Origin of the sequence: Amycolatopsis sp. lyj-109, assembly GCF_046548995.1 — a bacterium.
In the GTDB taxonomy this organism is placed as follows: Bacteria; Actinomycetota; Actinomycetes; order Mycobacteriales; family Pseudonocardiaceae; genus Amycolatopsis.
The window spans coordinates 1-17,960 of sequence record NZ_JAJPWR010000026.1 but is presented as its reverse complement, the minus strand read 5'-3'; the positions used below and the strand labels follow the sequence as shown (position 1 = coordinate 17,960).

General features: G+C 70.9%; 18 protein-coding genes. 16 read left to right on the top strand and 2 right to left on the bottom strand.

The features are described 5' to 3' along the window. The first annotated feature begins 85 nt into the window (after window positions 1–85). Window positions 86–1,531 (top strand): argininosuccinate synthase, encoded by a 1,446-nt coding sequence (gene argG / locus ACLJQF_RS39465; RefSeq protein WP_410615400.1) that lies wholly within the window; start codon window positions 86–88, stop codon window positions 1,529–1,531. Window positions 1,532–1,687: 156 nt separating this feature from the next. Here argG and ACLJQF_RS39460 read toward each other — a convergent pair whose 3' ends face one another. Beyond that, on the bottom strand, window positions 1,688–1,909 hold the full coding sequence (locus tag ACLJQF_RS39460; RefSeq protein ID WP_410615399.1) for a hypothetical protein: 222 nt from the start codon (window positions 1,907–1,909) through the stop codon (window positions 1,688–1,690). Window positions 1,910–2,000: 91 nt separating this feature from the next. Here ACLJQF_RS39460 and ACLJQF_RS39455 point away from each other — a divergent pair, with 91 nt between their 5' ends. The 4 genes from ACLJQF_RS39455 to ACLJQF_RS39440 all read left to right on the top strand — a co-directional run bounded on the left by ACLJQF_RS39455 (window position 2,001) and on the right by ACLJQF_RS39440 (window position 4,657). Then, complete coding sequence (locus tag ACLJQF_RS39455; RefSeq protein WP_410615398.1) at window positions 2,001–2,207, top strand: hypothetical protein; 207 nt, start codon at window positions 2,001–2,003, stop codon at window positions 2,205–2,207. A 100-nt stretch (window positions 2,208–2,307) separates the two neighbouring features. After that, complete coding sequence (locus ACLJQF_RS39450) at window positions 2,308–2,661, top strand: ArsR/SmtB family transcription factor (protein WP_410615397.1); 354 nt, start codon at window positions 2,308–2,310, stop codon at window positions 2,659–2,661. Between the two features lie 191 nt (window positions 2,662–2,852). Continuing rightward, window positions 2,853–3,077, top strand: coding sequence for a hypothetical protein (locus ACLJQF_RS39445; RefSeq protein WP_410615396.1), 225 nt, complete (start codon window positions 2,853–2,855; stop codon window positions 3,075–3,077). 341 nt (window positions 3,078–3,418) lie between these two features. Next, window positions 3,419–4,657, top strand: coding sequence for an FAD-binding protein (locus ACLJQF_RS39440; RefSeq protein ID WP_410615395.1), 1,239 nt, complete (start codon window positions 3,419–3,421; stop codon window positions 4,655–4,657). A gap of 58 nt (window positions 4,658–4,715) precedes the next feature. On the opposite strand, the gene ACLJQF_RS39435 is transcribed toward ACLJQF_RS39440, so the two are convergent. Continuing rightward, on the bottom strand, window positions 4,716–5,699 hold the full coding sequence (locus ACLJQF_RS39435) for a LacI family DNA-binding transcriptional regulator (RefSeq protein WP_410615394.1): 984 nt from the start codon (window positions 5,697–5,699) through the stop codon (window positions 4,716–4,718). 300 nt (window positions 5,700–5,999) lie between these two features. On the opposite strand from ACLJQF_RS39435, the gene ACLJQF_RS39430 reads away from it, so the two are divergent. The 11 genes from ACLJQF_RS39430 (at window position 6,000) to ACLJQF_RS39380 (ending at window position 17,905) form a co-directional block, all read left to right on the top strand. Next, window positions 6,000–7,196 carry a Gfo/Idh/MocA family protein gene (locus ACLJQF_RS39430; protein ID WP_410615393.1) on the top strand — a complete coding sequence of 399 codons (1,197 nt, stop codon included), beginning with the start codon at window positions 6,000–6,002 and terminating at the stop codon, window positions 7,194–7,196. A 235-nt stretch (window positions 7,197–7,431) separates the two neighbouring features. Beyond that, window positions 7,432–8,724, top strand: a complete 1,293-nt coding sequence (locus ACLJQF_RS39425; protein WP_410615392.1) for an ABC transporter substrate-binding protein — start codon at window positions 7,432–7,434, stop codon at window positions 8,722–8,724. 3 nt (window positions 8,725–8,727) lie between these two features. After that, complete coding sequence (locus ACLJQF_RS39420) at window positions 8,728–9,705, top strand: carbohydrate ABC transporter permease (protein WP_410615391.1); 978 nt, start codon at window positions 8,728–8,730, stop codon at window positions 9,703–9,705. Continuing rightward, a complete protein-coding gene (locus tag ACLJQF_RS39415) occupies window positions 9,702–10,547 on the top strand; it encodes a carbohydrate ABC transporter permease (protein ID WP_410615390.1) in 846 nt (281 codons plus the stop codon). Before ACLJQF_RS39420 ends, ACLJQF_RS39415 begins: the two co-directional genes overlap by 4 nt. Before the next feature lie 4 nt (window positions 10,548–10,551). Then, window positions 10,552–11,124 carry a DUF624 domain-containing protein gene (locus ACLJQF_RS39410; protein ID WP_410615389.1) on the top strand — a complete coding sequence of 191 codons (573 nt, stop codon included), beginning with the start codon at window positions 10,552–10,554 and terminating at the stop codon, window positions 11,122–11,124. Continuing rightward, entirely contained in the window at window positions 11,121–12,254 is a 1,134-nt protein-coding gene (locus ACLJQF_RS39405) for a Gfo/Idh/MocA family protein (protein ID WP_410615388.1), read from the top strand. Before ACLJQF_RS39410 ends, ACLJQF_RS39405 begins: the two co-directional genes overlap by 4 nt. Continuing rightward, entirely contained in the window at window positions 12,254–13,486 is a 1,233-nt protein-coding gene (locus ACLJQF_RS39400) for a Gfo/Idh/MocA family protein (RefSeq protein WP_410615387.1), read from the top strand. The genes ACLJQF_RS39405 and ACLJQF_RS39400 overlap by 1 nt, the downstream gene beginning before the upstream one ends. Next, window positions 13,483–14,424, top strand: a complete 942-nt coding sequence (locus ACLJQF_RS39395) for a PmoA family protein (protein WP_410615386.1) — start codon at window positions 13,483–13,485, stop codon at window positions 14,422–14,424. The genes ACLJQF_RS39400 and ACLJQF_RS39395 overlap by 4 nt, the downstream gene beginning before the upstream one ends. A gap of 10 nt (window positions 14,425–14,434) precedes the next feature. Beyond that, window positions 14,435–15,724, top strand: a complete 1,290-nt coding sequence (locus tag ACLJQF_RS39390) for a pectate lyase (RefSeq protein WP_410615385.1) — start codon at window positions 14,435–14,437, stop codon at window positions 15,722–15,724. A gap of 219 nt (window positions 15,725–15,943) precedes the next feature. After that, complete coding sequence (locus tag ACLJQF_RS39385; RefSeq protein WP_410615479.1) at window positions 15,944–16,714, top strand: pectate lyase; 771 nt, start codon at window positions 15,944–15,946, stop codon at window positions 16,712–16,714. A gap of 168 nt (window positions 16,715–16,882) precedes the next feature. Next, entirely contained in the window at window positions 16,883–17,905 is a 1,023-nt protein-coding gene (locus tag ACLJQF_RS39380) for a pectinesterase family protein (protein ID WP_410615384.1), read from the top strand. Window positions 17,906–17,960: the final 55 nt, after the last annotated feature.

Below are 17,960 nucleotides of genomic sequence, written 5' to 3'. Positions count from 1 at the left end.
ACCGAACCACGCACGTCAACGGGGTTTCCGTGAGCCAGGGCACCCCGGATTGCACGACGATGCATAGCCGTGCATAATCATTCGCATGTCCAAGGTGCTCACTTCCCTGCCCGTCGGCGAGCGTGTCGGTATCGCCTTCTCCGGTGGCCTCGACACTTCCGTAGCGGTCGCGTGGATGCGCGACAAAGGCGCGGTCCCCTGCACCTACACCGCCGACATCGGCCAGTACGACGAGCCCGACATCGATTCGGTGCCCGGGCGGGCCGGTCAGTACGGCGCCGAGATCGCCCGGCTCGTCGACTGCAAGGAAGCCCTCGTCGAAGAGGGACTCGCGGCACTGACCTGCGGTGCGTTCCACATCCGCACCGGCGGCCGCAGCTACTTCAACACCACCCCGCTCGGCCGCGCGGTCACCGGCACGCTGCTGGTGCGCGCCATGCTCGAGGACGACGTCCAGATCTGGGGCGACGGCTCCACCTACAAGGGCAACGACATCGAGCGGTTCTACCGCTACGGCCTGCTGGCCAACCCCTCCCTGCGGGTCTACAAGCCGTGGCTCGACGCGGACTTCGTCACCGAGCTCGGCGGCCGCAAGGAGATGTCCGAGTGGCTGCTCGCGCACGACCTGCCCTACCGCGACAGCACCGAGAAGGCCTACTCGACCGACGCCAACATCTGGGGTGCCACGCACGAGGCCAAGTCCCTCGAGCACCTCGACACCGGGCTCGAGATCGTCAAGCCGATCATGGGCGTGGCGTTCTGGGATCCCGAGGTCGAGATCGCTCCCGAGGATGTCACGATCGGCTTCGAGCAGGGCCGGCCGGTGACGATCAACGGCAAGGAGTTCGCCACCGCCGTGGACCTGGTCCTCGAGGCCAACACCGTCGGTGGCCGGCACGGCCTCGGCATGTCCGACCAGATCGAGAACCGGATCATCGAGGCCAAGAGCCGCGGCATCTACGAGGCGCCCGGCATGGCGCTGCTGCACGCCGCCTACGAGCGGCTCGTCAACGCCATCCACAACGAGGACACGCTCGCCAGCTACCACAACCACGGCCGGCAGCTGGGCCGCCTGATGTACGAGGGCCGCTGGCTGGACCCGCAGGCGATGATGCTGCGCGAGTCGCTGCAGCGCTGGGTCGGCACCGCGATCACCGGCGAGGTGACGCTGCGGCTGCGGCGCGGCGAGGACTACTCGATCCTCGACACGACCGGCCCGGCGTTCAGCTACCACCCGGACAAGCTGTCGATGGAGCGCACCGAGGACTCGGCGTTCGGCCCGGTGGACCGGATCGGCCAGCTGACCATGCGCAACCTCGACATCGCCGACTCGCGGGCGAAGCTGGAGCAGTACGCGAGCCTCGGCATGGTCGGCGGCTCGAACCCGAAGCTGATCGGCGCCGCCCAGGCCGCGTCGACCGGCCTGATCGGCGCGATGGCCGAGGGCGGCGCCGAGGTGATCGCCTCGCGCGGCAAGACCGACGACGTCGAGCTGCTCGACAACGCCGCGATGGAGTTCGGCACGGACTGATCCGCAAGACCCGAAGGCCACCACGCTCGCCGTGGTGGCCTTCGGTGCGTTCAGGGAACGAGCACGACCTTGCCGGTCACCGTGCCGGATCCGGCCGGCGCCAAGGCTTTCGCGGCTTCGGTCAGGGGAGTCCGGGGGCGTCGAAAAGGGGCACTTTCACGTGAAAGTGCCCCTTTGTGGTGCAAAGGGGCTCAGGGTGGGGGACAGCGCGGCGGCCCAGTCGCCGGTGTCCGGGTCGAGGGTGGCGACCAGGTGGCAGAGCTGGCCGTAGGCGATGAACCGCTGCACCTCGTCGTCGGGCGCGCCGGAACGCGTCCGGGCGGCCTCGGTCACCCGGGCGGCCTGGTCGCCGGCCACCGTGAGGACGGACTCGCGCACGCAGCTTCCTTTTCCGGTGTGTCGCGGGTGTAACCTGTTGAGCAATTGCGAATGTTAGCAACTCCGTAGGTGTGACAGGAGGCGGCTGGTCGTGAACGAGTTCGAGCGGAACCTCCGGCGCCGCGTGGGTGTCGTCTACCGGGAGCTCGCGGCGGCGCGGGCGGGCGGCGAGGACTACACCTCCGAGCTGCACGCCGCCCGGCTGGAAGAGCTGTTCGATCTTGCGCGCCGGCACGGCATCGACGTCGCGTCGCCGGTGGAGCCCGAGATCCCGGACCCGAGGCGGGAGCTGTCCTGACCGGTCCGGGGGAGTGCGCCGCGCGGCCGGGGTGGCGGCACGGCAGGATCGACGCCATGCGCACCATCGGCGGGACCGCGACCGGACGGCAGGGCGGCTCGTGAGCAGGCCGCTGTACCAGGTCAAGGCCGAGTTCTTCAAGACGCTCGGGCACCCGGCGCGGATCCGCATCCTCGAGTTGCTCAGCGAGCGCGAGCACGCCGTGTCGGAACTGCTGCCGGAGATCGGCATCGAGCCGGCGAACATGTCGCAGCACCTCGCCGTGCTGCGCCGGGCCGGGCTGGTGAGCACCCGCAAGGAGGGCTCCGCCGTCCACTACTCGCTGACCAGCGCGGACGTCGCCGAGCTGCTCGCGGTGGCCCGGAAGATCCTGACCGAGGTGCTCAGCGGCCAGGTCGAGCTGCTCGGCGACCTCCGGACGGCTTCGAGCGCGGCGCGCCGTCCTGGGGAGTGACCCGCCGCCTCCCGGCAAACGAGTGACGTTCGCCGTCCCGGTGTCTCGGATGTGTGCGAATTCCCCACGAGTGGCGCTGCCGTCCGGTTACAGTCCGGCTGCGAGGTTCCGCCTGGGGGCGGCTGCGGCGACGGGAGCTGCACCGGGACACGGGACGGCTCCCGGAGTCGTTGACGTGCTTGAGGTTGGCGTTGAGCATCCTGGAGGACCTCGACGACGAGAGGTGCAGCGCGTACGCGTTGCTGGGCATCGGGCAGACGCAGCTGGAGGCGGGCGAGCCGGTCCAGGCGCGCGGCGTGTGCGACCGGGCGTTGCGGGTGCTCCGCGAGAGGGGCAACCACCAGGGCGAGACGACGGGGCTGGAGTTGCTGGAGCAGGCCCAGCGTCGCAGATCCCCCTCGGCGGCGTGCACCTGAGTTGGCCGGATCGTGCCCCGAGGGGCATTTCGCGTGCTTGGCGGGGCATCACGCGTGATCAGAGGGGCATCACGCGTGATTGGAAGGTCGACACGCGTGATTGAAGGGTCGACACGTGTGATTGGGGGCCGCCGAGAGCGCGGCCGCCTGGCAGATCATTCGCATGGGTGTCTCCCTCAGTAGGCCGGGGCAGGGGGCCCGGCCTACGACGGGCAGAACCCTGCGCGCCGCCGCTACACCGGCGCTCTCGCGCGGGCGGATGATCATCCCGGCCCGCCGAGCGCCGCCGCGGCTGACGTAGGGTCGAAGGCGGATCTACTTACGGCGGAAGGACATGGCGGGTGGGCGAGTCGAACTGGGCCGGGAACCTCACTTACGGCGCGGACGCGGTGACGACCCCGCGAACCGTCGACGAAGTGCGGTCGGCCGTCGCGGCCGCGACGCACGTCAAGGCCCTCGGAAGCCGGCACTGCTTCAACGCCATCGCGGACTCCCCGGGCGGGCTCCTGCTGGACCTGCGCGCCCTCGACGCCGGAGTCGAAATCGGCGACGGCACCGTGACGGTCGGCGGATCGGCCCGCTACGGCGACTTCGCGCGGCAACTGCACGAAGCAGGCTTCGCCCTGCCGAACCTCGCGTCGCTGCCGCACATCACGGTGGCGGGCAGCGTCGCGACCGGCACCCACGGCTCCGGACGGCGGCTGCCGGGCCTCGCCGCGGCCGTCTCCGGGATCGAGCTGGTCACCGCCGACGGTGAGCTGCGGACCTTCACCCGCGCCGACGCCGAGTTCCCGGGCCTGGTCGTCGGGCTCGGCGCGTTCGGCGTCGTCACCCGGCTGACCCTCGACGTGGTTCCCGCCTTCGACGTCCGCCAAGACGTCTTCGACGAGCTGCCGTGGGAGGCCGCGTACGAAAACTTCGACGAAATCGAAGACGCCGGCTACAGCGTCAGCATGTTCACGAACTGGGCGAACCACGCGATCGACCAGGTGTGGGTCAAGAGCCGCGTCGACGATTTCACCGAGCGCCCGGAACTCTTCGGCGCGGCACCCGCGGACGGGCCCCGCCACCCGGCGCACGCCGCCGGCATCCCGGCGGGCAACTGCACGCCCCAGCAAGGGATTCCGGGCCCGTGGCACGAGCGGCTCCCGCACTTCGCGCTCGCGTTCACCCCGAGCGTGGGGGACGAGCTGCAGTCGGAGTACTTCGTGCCCTACAGCGCTGCCGCCGCCGCGATCCGGGCGGTCCGCGAGATCGGCGACCTCGTCGCCCCGCTGCTGCTGGTCTCGGAGATCCGCGCCATCGCGGGCGACGACCGGTGGCTGAGCCCCTGCCACGGTGGCGACCGGGTGGCCCTGCACTTCACCTGGCAGCCGCGGCAGGCCGACGTCGAGGCGGTGCTGCCGGTGCTCGAGGAGCGCCTGGCGCCCTTCGGTGCCCGCCCGCACTGGGGCAAGCTCTTCCACGGCGTCCCGGGGAACTACCCGCGGCTGGCCGACTTCCGGGCGCTGGCGGACACCCTCGACCCGGAAGGCAAGTTCCGCAACCCCTTCCTGGACCGGAACGTCTTCGGCACCTGACAACCCAACGTCATGAATGAGTCATTCATGACGGTCAGCCGGAGCCGGGAGTGACCGCTCAGCCCGCGGGCGGGGCCGTGGTGGCGCGGACGATCAGGTGGGTGTCCAGCACCTGGGTCGTGTGCTCGTCGGCCTCGCCGTCGAGCAGGCCGAGCAGGATCGTCACCGCCGCGCGGCCCGCCGCCTCCGTCGGCATCGCGATGGTCGTCAGCGGGGGCGCGGAAATCGCCGCGAAGACCAGGTCGTCGAAGCCCACCAGGCTGACCTCGTCCGGCACCGGCACCCCGCGGGCGTTCAGCCGCGCCAGCGCGCCGAAGGCGACCAGGTCGTTGTAGGCCACGATCGCCGTCACGTCCGCCGCCAGCGCCAGGTCCGCGCCCTGCAGGCCACCCTCGAACACCGGCGGGAACGGGCCGAACTCGACGACGTCCGTGCCGTGCTTCTGCGCCGTCTCCGCCAGGCCCTGCCTGCGGGCCCGGTTCGCCCACGACGCCCGCGGCCCGCCCAGGTAGGCGCACCGGCGGTGGCCCAGCGCGGCCAGGTGCTCGATCGCCTGGCGCATCCCGTCCGCGGCGTCCATCACGATCGACGGGATCCCGGCCACCTCCCGGTTGAGCAGCACCAGGGTCGTCTGCCCGGCGAGCGCGCGCAGCTGGTCGTCGGTCATGCTCGGGCTGCACAGCACGACACCGTCGACCTGCTTGGCCATCCGGCGGACGAGGTTCTGCTCGGTCGCCGGGTCCTCGTCGCTGTTGGCGAACAGCACCGCGATGTCGTCCTGCCGCGCGCGGGCCTGGACGCCGTTGAGGACGCCGGTGAAGAACGGGTTGCCCAGGTCGGAGACCACGATCCCGATGTGCCCGGTGCGGACCGCGGGCCCCGGCTGCGGCGCGCCGGCCGCGTGATAGCCCAGCTCGTGCGCCGCGGCCAGCACCCGGGTGCGGGTCTGCTGCCGGACCAGGTCCGGGGACGTGAACGCGCGCGAGACGGTCGAGATCGACACGTTGGCCCGGCGGGCGACGTCGTGAATGGTCACGGTCACGGCAACTCCTCGGCAGGCACTGAGCAACATCATGGAAACGGCTGAGTGCGTTGTCAACAAATCCTGCAAACCGGCGTTCACGACTTGCAGTCGGAGCTGGTCTATTCCAGTAAGCGCTATCTCGAAACGGGGTCGGCCATTCGGCGTATCGGTCCTTCGACGATTTCGACGTCACTGTCCTGATGATTGACACGTTTGTCGCGCACACCCTACGGTGGCGACCGGAAGTTTCTCCCAAAGCCTGACCCATTCGTCAGTTCCGCGCGGGCGCCCCTACCGGGTCCCGCCGATCGGAGATCCATGTCGGGGAGCCGGAGCCGCACCGTGGCGGACCCGCCGAGGCTGGCGGTCGTCGGCACGTCCGGCTACGCCTTCAGTTACCTGCACCGCGCGCGGATCCTGCACGACGAAGGACTGGTCCGGTTCGTCGGCATGGCCGACATCCGCCCCCCGTCCGCCGCCGCCGGCGCCCTGCTGCCGCCCGGTGGCACCGCGCACGCCGGGGTCGACGACCTGCTCCGCCGCTGCCGCCCCGAGATCACCGTGGTCGCGACGCCGCCGCACGCGCACGTCCAGGCCGGCGCCGCGGTCCTGCGCGCGGGCAGCGACCTGCTGCTGGAAACCCCGCCGGTGCTCGACCTCGACGGCTTCACCACGCTGTCGCGGCTGGCCGCGGAGACCGGAGCGGCCTGCCAGACCGGGTTCCAGAGCTTCGGCTCCCCGGTGCTGCCGGTCCTGCGGGCGGCGATCGCCGCCGGGAAACTCGGTGACCTGATCGGCGTCGGCGCGGCCGGGGCGTGGATCCGCACCGACGCCTACTACCGCCGCAACCCCTGGGCCGGCCGCCGCTGGCTCGACGGCGAGGCCGTCGTCGACGGCGCCCTGACCAACCCGTTCTCCCACGCGGTGGCCACCGCGCTGCTGGTCGGCGGGGTCGCCGGGCGCGACCCGGCGGAGATCGCCCTCGAGCTCTACGGCACCCGCGACATCGAGGCCGACGACACCGCGTGCCTGCGGATCCGGTTCGGCGACGGGCCCGAGATCGTCGTCGCCGCATCGCTGTGCGCCGAACAGGACCACGAGCCCTACGTCGTGGTGCACGGCGAACGCGGGCGCGCGAAGTTCTGGTACAAGAGCCACCGGCTCGAGATCGACGACGAGCGGTTCCACCTCGGCGAACCGGCCGACCTGCTGCGCAACCTGATCGCCCACCGCCTCGACCCGGACGGCGTGCCACTGCTCGCGCCGCTGTCCGGGACCCGCGCGTTCGCCTCGGTGGTCGAAGCGGTGCGGGACGCGCCGTCGCCGTCGCGGATCCCGGCGGGCTGGATCCGCACCGTCGGCGAGGGGGCGAGCCGGCACCCGGTCGTGCGCGGGATCGGCGAAGAGGTCGCCGTCGCCGCGGACCGGCTGGCGTTGTTCTCCGAAATCGGTGTCCCGTGGGCGAGTGCCGCGCGACGCCGAACCGGCGGCGCGGCCGCCGAACGCACCGGCTAGCGACGCACCGGTGCTCATCGCGCTGACGGCCCGGCCATCGACCCGGTTCCGGTAAGCGCTTTCTCAGGCTGCCCTCGTTCAGCCCGCTGAACGCCAAAACCGTTGCTGCACAAGGGCTATAGTTCCGAATTTGCCGTTGACACCGGTGTGGCGCACTGCCTACCGTGAGCGCGCTGACAGCGTTTTCAGGCAGTTTTTCAGAAAGAATGCTGACCGGCTGAGGACGGAGAGTTCGATGGGGCGGACAACTGAGCGTAGGACCAAGGGCCGGGGTGTCGCCGCGCTGGCCGTGGTGGTCCCGTTGCTGCTGACGGGGGTGGCCGCCTGCGGCTCCGACTCCGGTGGCGGCGGCGACGTGACCATCAACTTCGTGTGGTGGGGCAGCGAAGGGCGGGCGAACCTGACGAAGAAGGCCGTCGAGCTCTTCCAGCAGAAGAACCCGAACATCAAGGTGCAGACGTCGTTCTCGGCGTACGCGGCCTACTGGGAGAAGCTGGCGACGCAGACGGCCGGGGGCAAGCCGCCGGACGTGCTCAACGTCGACAGCCGCTACCTGGCCGAGTACGGCGGCCGCAACGTCCTGGCCGACCTGAACTCCGGCGCCGGCAAGGCGATCTCGCTCGCCGACGTCAACCCGGAACTGGCGGCCACCGGCGTCTACCAGGGCAAGCGCTACGCCGTGCCGTGGGCGCAGAACACCCCGGCGATGATCTACGATGCGGCGGCGTTCACCGCGGCCGGTGGCGACCCGGCGAAGGGGATGACCTGGGACCGGTTCGCCGAGGTGGCCCAGAAGGTCGGCACGGCCGGCTCGGCGCGCGGGGTGACCGACTTCGGCATCCTCGACACGACGCTGGAGATCTGGCTGCGCCAGCAGGGCAAGCAGTTCTACACCCCCGAGGGCAAGCTCGGCTTCACCGCCGACGACCTGCGCGGCTACTGGCAGCTGGCGAGCAAGTTCCGCGACACCAAGGCCGCCTCGCCGGCCGACGTCACGGCGTCCTACAACACCTCGCCCGAGCAGGCCCCGCTGGGCAAGAAGCTGACCAGCTCGGAGTTCGCCTACGACAACCTGCTCCCGGCGTACCAGAAGGCGAACGGCAAGCCGCTGAACGTGGCGCCGTACCCGAGCGGCGCGAACGGCGACACCGGGCAGTACCGGCGGCCGTCGATGTTCCTGGCGGTTTCCGCACGCAGCCAGCAGCAGGAGGCCGCGGCGAAGCTCGTCGACTTCCTGGTCAACGACCCCGAGGTCGGCAAGATCGTCGGCACCGACCGCGGCCTCGCGCCGAACCTCAAGGTCCGCGCGCAGCTCGCGGCCGGCGCGAAGGGCAACGACAAGACCCTCTACGACTACGAAGCCGCGCTCGAACCGAAGCTCGGGGCCGCACCGCCGGTGCCGCCGAAGGGCGCCGGCGCGATCCAGAAGCTCCTCCAGCGCACATACGAGGAGGTCGCGTTCGGCCGGATGAGCATCGACGACGCGGTCAACCGGTTCATGACCGAAGCCCAGAAGGGACTGTCCTAGCCGATGACGACCCTGCGCACGCCGGACCCGCCGGTCGCGCCCCCGGAGCCGGCCGTGCGCGGCCGGCGCCGGGACCGGCCGGCCGGGCGCCGCCGCAAGAGCCAGCCGGAGGCGTTCGCCTTCCTCACGCCGTGGCTGCTCGGCGCGGTGGCACTCACCGTCGGCCCGATGGTGGTCTCGCTGTACCTGTCGTTCACCGACTACGACATGTTCACCGCGCCGAACTGGGTCGGGTTCGGCAACTTCGCGCACATGTTCGCCGGCGACGACCGCTACCTGCAGTCGGTGAAGGTCACGCTGATCTACGTGCTGGTCTCGGTGCCGTTGAAGCTGACGGTGTCGCTGCTGGTGGCGATGCTGCTCAACACCCGCCGCGGCGCCAACGGCTTCTACCGGGCCGCGTTCTACGCGCCGTCGCTGCTCGGCGCGAGCGTCGCGGCGGCGCTGGTGTGGCGGGCGCTGTTCATGGGCGGCGGCCCGGTGAACGAGGTCCTCGCGTTCTTCGGCTGGCACACCCCGAGCTGGGTCGACGACCCGCAGTTCAGCCTCGCCTCGATCGTGCTGCTGGGCGTCTGGCAGTTCGGCGCGCCGATGGTGATCTTCCTGGCCGGGCTCAAGCAGATCCCGGCGGAGCTGCACGAGGCGGCCGCGATCGACGGCGCGGGTGCGTTCCGCCGGTTCCGGCACATCACGCTGCCCATGCTGTCGCCGGTGATCTTCTTCAACCTGGTGATGGAGGCGATCCACGCCTTCCAGGCGTTCACCCCGGCGTTCGTCATCGGCGGCGGCCGCGGCGGCCCGGCCGACGCGGACCTGTTCTACACGCTCTACCTGTTCGAGGTCGGCTTCCAGGACTTCCGGATGGGCTACGCGTCGGCGATGGCGTGGGTGCTGCTGGTGGTCATCGCGATCGTGACGGCCATCGTGTTCCGGACCGCGAAGCTGTGGGTGTTCTACGACGATGCAGAGGACAAGAAATGACCGTGCTGCCGCGCAGTGCGCGCTCGTTCGGCTGGCACGTCCTGTGCCTGGTCATCGTCGCCGTGGTGCTCTACCCGCTGGTGTGGCTGGCGTTCGCGTCGGTAAAACCACCGGACGAGATCCTGTCGCGGCTGGCGTTGCTGCCGACCCGGTTCGTCTTCGACGGCTACACGAAGGGCTGGGAAGGCGCGGCGGACGTCGGGTTCGGCCGCTTCTTCCTCAACTCGTTCCTGGTGGCCGGCCTGTCGGTGGCGGCGAACGTGCTGTCGTGCTCGCTGGCCGCGTTCGCCTTCGCCCGGCTGAAGTTCCGGTTCCGGGGCGCGCTGTTCGCGTTCATGATCACGACCCTGATGCTGCCCTACCACGTCACGCTGATCCCGCAGTACGTGATCTTCCAGCAGGCCGGCCTGGTCAACACGTTCGTCCCGCTGATCCTGCCGAAGCTGCTGGCCACCGAGGCGTTCTTCGTGTTCCTCATCGTCCAGTTCATGCGCGGCATCCCGCGCGAGCTCGACGAAGCGGCGATCATCGACGGCTGTTCGGTCTACCGCACGTTCTGGCACGTGGTGCTGCCGCTGTCGAAACCGGCGCTGGTCACGACGTCGATCTTCACGTTCATCTGGACGTGGAACGACTTCTTCACGCAGATGGTGTACCTGAACGACACGGAGAAGTTCACCGTGCCGCTGGGCTTGCGGTTGTTCGTCGACACCAGCAGCGAGTCGAACTTCGGCGCCATGTTCGCGATGTCCGCGCTCGCGCTGGTCCCGATCGTGCTGTTCTTCCTCGCCTTCCAGCGCCTGCTGGTGGAAGGCGTCAGCACCAGCGGCCTGAAGGGGTGAACTGATGCCCACCGCACCTGTGCGGACGACCTGGCGCGCCGGGCTGGGCGAGTTCTCGGACTGCCTGCTGGCCGGGCTGCTCGTCGCGCTCGCGTCGGTCCCGGTGGTGACCGCGGTCCCGGCGTTCACGGCGGGCTGCCGGGTCCTCGACCGGGTCCGGCACGACCTCGGCCGTCCCTTGTGGACGACATTCTGGGCGGACTTCCGCGAGGCGGCCCGGGGCGGGGTGCCCTTCGGACTGGCGTGCGTCGCCGCGGTGGTGCTGTTCGCGGTGGATCTGGCGGTGGTGGCTTCGATGCCGGGCGCCGGCGCGCTGCGGGCGGCGTTGTGGCTGCTGGCGGTGGCGGCGGTGGTGGTCGCCGTGCGGACGTGTGAGGTGGTGGCCACCGGCTCGGAGCCCTGGCGCCGGGCGTTCGTGACCGCGGCACGGGAAACCGCCGCTGCGCCGAAGAACGCACTGCTCCTCGCGGCCGCCATCGGCCTCGCCGGCCTGCTCGTCTGGATGCTGCCGATCCTGGCGCTCGTAGTGGCCGGCCCCCTCGCCCTGGCCGCGGTCGCGACCGGCGGCCGCCGATGACGCCGAAGGTGGTCGTCTTCGGCACGGCCGGCTACGCGGGCCAGCACCTGCGCCGGGCCCGCGCCCGGCACGACCGCGGCGACCTGGTTCTGGCCGGTGCCTGCGACATCCGCGAACCCTCCGAAGAAGCCCGCGCGCTCCTGCCCGAAGGTGCGGTGATCACCCGGGACGCGGCCGAACTGCTCGCCCGCACGATCCCGGACATCGCCGTGGTGGCGACCCCGCCGCACACGCACCTGCCCCTGGCGAAACTCGCCCTCGCCGCCGGCTGTCACCTGCTCGTCGAGAAACCGCCGGTGCTCGACCTCGCGGCCTTCGACGAACTGGCGGAGCTGGCCCGCGGCCGGGCCTGCCAGACCGGGTTCCAGAGCTTCGGCTCGGCCGCCGTCCCGGTCGTCCGGGCGGCGATCGAAGCCGGCGAGATCGGCACGGTCACCGGGATCGCCGCCGCCGGGGCGTGGATCCGGCGCGACCGGTACTTCGCCCGCGCCGAGTGGGCGGGCCGCCGCCGGGTCGGCGGGCAGCCGGTGGTGGACGGGGCGCTGACCAACCCGTTCGCCCACGCCGTGGCGACCGCCCTGCTGGTCAACGGCACCGCCGAGGCCCTGCCGGAGCGGACCGCCGTCGAGCTGTACCGGGCGCGGGACATCGAGTCCGACGACACCGCCTGCGCGCGGCTGAGCTTCGCCGGGGCGCCGGACGTCGTCGTCGCGGCCACGCTCGACGCCGAGACCGACCACGAGCCGTACGTGCTCGTCCACGGCACGGCGGGCCGGATCCGCTGGCACTACAAGACCGACCTGGTCACCGTCCACGACCGAGTGGTCTCGGTCGGCCCGCCCCGGGACCTGCTGGCCAACCTCGTCGCCCACCTGCGTGACGGCGAGCCCCTGCTGGCCCCGCTGGCCGCCACCCGCGCGTTCACCGCGCTGGTGGAGGCGGTGCGCGACGCCCCGGAACCACTGCCGCTGCCCACGGAATGGGTCCAGGTCGTGGACGCCGGGCCCGAACGGCACTTCGTCGTGCCTGGCGTCGACCGCGACGTCGACACCGCGGCCGAGCGGCTCGCGCTCTTCTCCGAACTCGCCCTGCCGTGGACCGGCGCCGCTTTACCGGAACGAGAGAGGTGATGGCGGTGCGTCGCCACGCGATCGTCGGCCTGGGCTCCCGCGCGCAGCTGTTCGCCCGGGCACTGGCCGCGTCGCCGCGGGCCGAGCTCGCGGCCTTCTGCGACCACAACGAGACCCGCATGCGGGTCCACAACGACTGGCTGGGCACGGAGGTCCCCGGCTACCGGCCGGCGGACTTCGCCGCCATGCTGGCGAAGGAACGCATCGACGTCGTCGTCGTGTGCACCCCGGACCACACGCACGCCGAGTACGTGGTCGCCGCGCTGGAGGCCGGCTGCGACGTCGTCACGGAGAAACCGATGACGACCGACGTCGAGGGCGCGCGGGCGATCCTCGTAGCCCGGCGTGAGACCGGCCGCTCGGTGCGGGTCGCCTTCAACTACCGGTACAACCCGGTGCACCGCCGGGTGCGGGAACTGCTCGCCGGCGGCGCGATCGGGGAGATCGGCTCGGTCGAGTTCAGCTGGCTGCTCGACACCGCGCACGGCGCCGACTACTTCCGCCGCTGGCACCGGGACAAGGCCAACTCGGGCGGGTTGCTCGTGCACAAGTCCGGCCACCACTTCGACCTCGTCAACTGGTGGCTCGGCAGCGGCCCCGAGACGGTGTTCGCGCTGGGCCGGCTCTTCTTCTACGGCGACGGGAACGCCCGCCGCCACCGCACGGCCGGCGACCGGTTCGCGCTGGACCTCGACGCCTCTCCCAAGCTGCGTGCGCTTTACCGCGACGCCGCGCGGGAAGACGGCTATGTCCGGAACCAGGACGTGTTCGCCCCGGGCGTCACCATCGAGGACGACCTGTCGGTGCTGGTGCGCCACCGCAGCGGCGCGGTGCTGAACTACCACCTGCACGCGTATTCGCCGCGCGAGGGCTACCGCGTCGCGTTCTCCGGCAGCGAAGGGCGCCTCGAGCTGGACGTCCGGGAGAACGAGTACGCGTCCGGCGCCGAGCCGGTGCCGAAGCGGGGGCGTGCCCGGCTGACGCTCCAGCGCCTGTGGGCGCCCCCCGAGGTCGTGCTCGACCAGGAGCTCGGGGCCGGGCACGGCGGCGGCGACGAACGGATGCTCGCCGAACTGCTCGGCGACGCCGAACCGGACGCGCTCGGCTGCGCGGCCGGCCACGACGCCGGCCTGCAGGCCCTGCTCACCGGGCTGGCCGCGAACCGGTCACTGGTCACCGGCCGGTCCGTGTCCGTCGAGGAACTGCTGGGGGAGATCGGAGAACCGGCGTGAGCCGGGCCGCGGTGGGGGACGGCACGCCGGAGGTGATCGAGGAGGCCGACGGCCGGGTGTGCGTGCGCCTCGGCGACGTGGTGCTGGCCGAGTACGTCGTCGAGCCGCCGACCCCGGCCGGGGACTCGCCGAAGCCGTACCTGCACCCGCTGCGCACCACCGCGGGGGAGACCGTGACCGCGGTCCGGCCGCACGATCACACCTGGCACAACGGCCTGCAGTTCACCATGGCCCACCTCTCGGGCGAGAACTTCTGGGGCGGCCGCACCTACGTCCGCGGCCGCGGCTACACCCCGCTCGACAACAACGGCACCATCGGCCACGTCCGCTGGGAAAACATCGACCACGCCGGCGGGCACTGCGAACTGCGCCACGAGCTGGCCTGGCGCACCGCGGCCGGCCGGCGCTGGCTCACCGAACACCGCACGCTGCGCTTCGGCGACGTCTCACTGCGCGGCGGGCACTGGACGCTCACCTGGTCCAGCCGGCTGCGCAACACCAGCGGCCACGAGCTGCGCTGGGGAAGCCCGGTCACCGAAGGGCGGGACACCGCCGGCTACGGCGGGCTGTTCTGGCGCGGGCCGCGCTCGTTCGTCGGCGGCACGGTCCGGACGTCGGACGGGAAGGCCGCGGCCGACGCGATGGGCCACCGGGCGCCGTGGCTCGCCTTCACCGGGCAGCACGACGAAAGCCTGCGGACCTCGACGCTGCTGTTCGCCGACAGCCCGGACAACGCGGCCCACCCGACGGCCTGGTACGTCCGCGCCGAGCCGTTCCCCGTGGTCAGCTTCGCCGCCACCTACCACCGGCCGTGGCTGCTCGAACCGGGCGAGGAGCTGACCCTGACCCACCACGTCGTCGTCATCGACGGCGCCCCGGACGCCGCCGGGCTCGCCCGGCACGCGGCCCGGGTGCTCAGGAGACCGGACACCGACTAGAGGAGCCGACATGCGCTGGAAGGCTTTCGCGGGGACCTTCGCCCTGCTCGGACTGACGCTCGCCGCGGCACCCGCCGAAGCGCATGGCCACGACCCCGGCCGCGTCGTGCTCGGCGCGCACGACGGCTGGGCCGCCGCGACCACCGGGACCACCGGCGGCTCGGCTGCCATCCCCGGCAACATCCGCACGGTGACCAAGCGATCCGAGCTCGCGGCCGCACTGGCGGCGAACCCGGGCGCCCCGAAGATCATCTACGTCCGCGGCACCATCGAAGGCAACGTGGACGCCGCCGACCGGCCCGTGGGCTGTGAAAGTTTCGCCGATCCCGCCTACAGCCTCCCGGCGTACCTGGCGGCGTACGACCCGGCGACCTGGGGGAGAGTGCCGCCGTCGGGGCCGCTGGAAGAAGCCCGGGAGCGGTCGCAGGCCAACCAGGCCAAGCAGGTGTCCCTCGACGTCGGCCCGAACACGACGATCGTCGGGCTCGGCGCCCACGCCACGCTGCACGGGCTGACCCTGCGCGTCACCGGCGACAACGTGATCCTGCGGAACCTGCACTTTTCCGACGCCCACGACTGCTTCCCGCAGTGGGATCCCCTCGACACCGCCGACGGAAACTGGAACTCCGAGTACGACAACCTCGACCTGGTCGGCGCGACGCACGTCTGGGTGGACCACAACGAGTTCAGCGACGGGGGCAACGACCGGCAGCCGACGTACTTCGGCCGCAAGTACGAAGTTCACGACGGGCTGCTCGACATCGTGAACGGCTCGGACCTGGTCACGGTGTCCTACAACCGGCTGCACGACCACGACAAGACGATGCTGATCGGCAACACCGACAAGCCCACCTACGACGTCGGCAAGCTGCGGGTCACGCTGCACCACAACCTGTTCTCGGAGATCGGGCAGCGCGCGCCGCGGGTGCGGTACGGCCAGGTGCACGTCTACGACAACCTCTACCTGGTCGAGGATCCGGCCGCCTACACGTATTCGCTGGGCGTCGGCGTGCAGTCCCGCATCTACGCGGAGAACAACTTCTTCCGGATCCCGGCCGGGCTGCCGCTGGGACAGCTGGTGCACTACTGGAAGGGCACCGTGCTGCACGCGACCGGCACGCTGGTGGCCCAAGGCAACCAGTGGCCGCGGGCGGTCGACCTGCTGGCCGAGTACAACGCGGCCAACGACCCGGATCTCGGTGCGGACGTCGGCTGGACGCCGACCCTGGTCGACCACCTCGACCCGGCGTGGGCGGTCCCCGCGCTGGTGCTCACCGGCGCCGGCCCGGGGCGCCTGTGAGGGGCCTGCCGCCTTCGACAGTTTCGGCGTTTTCTGAAAACCGCGGCCGGTGGCGACCATCCGGGCGACATGCGTGCCGCTGCGGCGAACGACATTGACACGGCCTGGCCGCAACCCGAAACTCGGGGACGAGAAAGCGCTTTCACAACCCGGTCGGACGTTTTCCATCAGCGCCGATTGAAGCCCAAGACCAGGGAGTGACGAATGATTCCTCCAGCAATGTCCCGGATCATCCGGGTGGTGGCGGTCGCCGCGCTCGCCGTTTCGGCGGCGGTCGGCACCGGCGCCACCGCGTCGGCCGCCTCGTGGCCGAGCCCGAGCACCAGTGTGCCGGTGGGCGCGACGATCAAGGTCACCAGCGGCACCTACGACGGCGGGCTCAAGCGGTTCTACGGCACCGGCGACCTCGGCAGCGGCGGCCAGGACGAGGGCCAGAGCCCGATCTTCCAGCTGGCCAATGGCACCACCCTGAAGAACGTCGTCCTGGGCAACCCCGCCGCCGACGGCGTGCACTGCCTCGGCACCTGCACGCTGCTCAACGTCTGGTGGGAGGACGTCGGCGAAGACGCCGCGACCTTCAAGGGCACCTCCGCCTCGCAGACGATGACCATCGACGGCGGCGGCGCGCGCAAGGCGTCGGACAAAGTGTTCCAGCACAACGGCCCCGGCACGATGTACATCCGCAACTTCCAGGTCAACGACTTCGGCAAGCTGTACCGCTCCTGCGGCAACTGCAAGACGCAGTACAAGCGCAACGTCGTCATCGACAACGTCACCGCCACCGTGCCCGGCAAGGCACTTGTCGGGATCAACACCAACTACGGTGACACCGCCAAGCTGACGAGGATCACCATCGTCGGAGACACGAGCCGCAAGCTGGAGCCCTGTACGAAGTACAAGGGCGTCACCAGCGGCGAGCCGACGAAGACCGGCAGCGGCCCGGACTCGACGAACTGCCTCTACACCGCGGCGAACATCACCTACAAGTAACCGACCCGCGCCGGGGGTGGCGGCCGCCGTCCGGTTCCCCCGGCGCGTTCCACCGTGGAGGTGTTACCAATGTGGCCAAAAGTAGGCCGACCCCTGCCTCGGCACGTAACCGTTGCTACCAAGTCATTCGGCCGTGGCTGTGGTCGGATTGGTAACTATCGGCACAGCATGTTCAAGACCCTGCTCGTCGCGTCGGTGCTCGCCGGGGCGTCGCTGGCCGCCCCGCCGGCCGGTGCGGCGGCGGCGAACGTCGTCGTGGCCAAGGACGGCTCCGGCAACTACACCACCGTGCAGGCCGGGATCAACGCGGTTTCGGCGGGCGGCACGATCTCGGTCAAACCCGGGACCTACCGCGAAGTCGTGTCGGTGCCGTCGGGCAAGACCGGGATCACCCTGCGCGGCACCACCGGGAAGGCCGCCGACGTCGTCGTCGACTACGACAACGCCAGCGGCACCAAGAAACCCGACGGCTCGACGTACGGCACCTCGGGCAGCGCGACCGCGACGATCGCCGCGAACGGCTTCACCGCGTCCGCGCTGACCTTCCGCAACTCCTTCGACCGCAACGCCCACCCGGAGATCAAGGACACCCAGGCGGTGGCGGTCAAGACGACCGGCGACCGGATGGTCTTCGACAACGTCGCCTTCCTCGGCCACCAGGACACCCTCTACGCCGACACCGCGGCGGTCGGCACGGTCGGTCGGCAGTACTACCGCAACTGTGCGATCAGCGGCGACGTCGACTTCCTCTTCGGCCGCGCGACCGCGGTGTTCGACCGGGTGACGATCACGCTGCTCGACCGCGGTTCCAGCAGCAACAACGGCTACCTGACCGCGGCCAGCACCCGGCGCTCGAACCCGTACGGCTTCCTCATCGTCGGCAGCCGCGTCCTCAGCTCGGCGGCCACCGCGAGCTTTCACCTGGGCCGTCCGTGGCACCCGGGCGGGGACGTCGACGCCATCGCCCAGGTCCTGATCCGCGAGACGGCCCTGCCGGCGGCGATCAAGCCGGCGCCGTGGACCGACATGTCCGGCTTCTCGTGGAAGGACGCGCGGTTCACCGAGTACCGCAACACCGGCCCAGGCGCGGGAACCGGCGCCGACCGGCCGCAGCTGCCGGCCGCGCAGGCCGGGAACTACACCGCGCAGAAGTACCTCGCGGGCGGCGACGGGTGGAACCCCGTGCACTGACGCCGTCTCCCCGCCGTCGTGAGTGGTAATTAGGGTTCTAACCCTAATTACCACT